Source organism: Ilyobacter sp., assembly GCF_041583315.1.
Lineage (GTDB): Bacteria > Fusobacteriota > Fusobacteriia > Fusobacteriales > Fusobacteriaceae > Ilyobacter.
Window position 1 is genome coordinate 1 of the sequence record NZ_JBFHGC010000572.1, and the last position, 1770, is coordinate 1770.

The window sequence follows — 1770 nt, forward strand, 5'->3', positions numbered from 1 at the left end:
CTTGGAAATGTAATACTTAAGGACCCTGAAACAGAAGTAAGGGGTTCTCAGGCTGAGTATTTTATAAAATCAAATGAGATATTTGCCCAGAAACCTTTTAAAGTATTCTACGACAACCTCGTGATCAACTCTACAAATGGTAAATTTAATATGGCCAGTAAGACCCTGGACGGGAAAAATGTAGTAATTACCTCTGACAATGGAGAAAAACTCCAGGGAGACCATGTGTTCGGTGCCTTTGTAGATAAAAAAATTGATTTTGTGGGAAATGTAAAAGCTTCCATGTATCAAATCGATAAAAAAACCGGGAAGAAGGAACCTGTGAATTTCCAGGGGAACTCGGCCAGGGTATATTTTATAGAGGACAACGGCTATAAGGCCACGAGAAGTGAGATAAAGGATAAAGGGGTCTTTAAATACAGCGGAATGACACTTTATTCAGATTACCTGGAGCTGGATTTACAGAGAAACCTGGCCCTGGGAAAACAGGGAAGCCGTCTGATCATGGAAAACGGAACAGAGGTAACTTCTGAGATAGCAGACGTGAACCTGACTACTGAGGTGGCAAACCTTATCAACAAAGTGGTGATAACCAACTTTAGCCAGGAAAGCGGATACACAAAGGCTACTGCAGACAGGGGAATAATAAAAAACAAGGAAAAAATTGCAGAGCTGGAGGGCAGGGTAAAGGCCGAGAGTGCTACTGCCACTATAGAGGCTGACAGAGGTATTTACAACATGAATACCAATAAATTTAAGGCTATAGGAAATGTATTTATAAATTACAAAACAAAATAAGGAGAGGTCTCCATATGAAAAGTATAATAGCACAGGACCTGTGCAAGAGCTATAAAAAGAGAAGAGTAGTCAATGGAGTCAGCCTGGAAGTGAAAAAGGGCGAAATAGTGGGGCTGTTAGGACCCAACGGAGCCGGTAAAACCACTACTTTTTATATGATGACGGGTATAGTAAAACCGGAATCCGGAAAAGTATGGTGCAACGAGGTAGACATAACAGAACTGCCTATGTATAAAAGGGCAAACATGGGAATAGGCTATCTGGCACAGGAACCTTCGGTATTCAGAAATCTCACAGTAGAGGAGAATATCTACGCCATACTGGAGATGAGAAATATATCTAAGCCTGAGATGAAGGAAACTATGGAAAAACTTATGGAAGAGTTTAAACTGTCTCATGTGTCTAAATCCCTTGGTTATTCCCTGTCAGGAGGAGAGAGAAGAAGAGTGGAGATAGCAAGGACTATCGCAAACAATCCAGATTTCATCCTTCTAGATGAGCCATTTGCAGGGGTGGATCCCATAGCTGTAGAGGATATACAGCAGATAATAAGATATCTGAAGGAAAAGGGGCTGGGGATACTCATAACAGATCACAGTGTGAGGGAAACCTTGAGTATAACTGAAAAGGCATATATAATGGCCCAGGGGCAGGTTCTTATAAGCGGTACTCCAAAGGAGATAACTGAAAATGAGATGGCCAGAAAAATTTATCTGGGAGAAGGATTTAAGCTGGATTAAGTTTTACTATCTTGATAAGATATAATTAATTTGAGATATATGGGTAATTACTGAATTTCTCAAGAGTTCGTTACTTTTCCTTGATGAAAAGTAACCAAAAATCAAGCCTTGGTCTTGTCCAAGCTAAAATATAATAAATTTTACTAAAAATACAAAACTCGCTTCGCTCAGACATTGTATTTTCTTAACGTAAAATTGATTATATTTCTTAACGCTTGTCCTGCGAATAGGC

Annotated in this window: 2 protein-coding genes; both read left to right on the top strand. The window is 39.6% G+C overall.

Features of this window, described 5'->3' with window-relative positions; all coding sequences use genetic code 11:
- Window positions 1-798 (top strand): LPS export ABC transporter periplasmic protein LptC (lptC, locus tag ABZA26_RS14315; protein ID WP_372715168.1); only part of this gene is annotated, 798 nt, incomplete at its 5' end.
- 14 nt (window positions 799-812) lie between these two features.
- Window positions 813-1538 carry an LPS export ABC transporter ATP-binding protein gene (lptB, locus tag ABZA26_RS14320; protein ID WP_372715169.1) on the top strand — a complete coding sequence of 242 codons (726 nt, stop codon included), beginning with the start codon at window positions 813-815 and terminating at the stop codon, window positions 1536-1538.
- Window positions 1539-1770 lie beyond the last annotated feature (232 nt).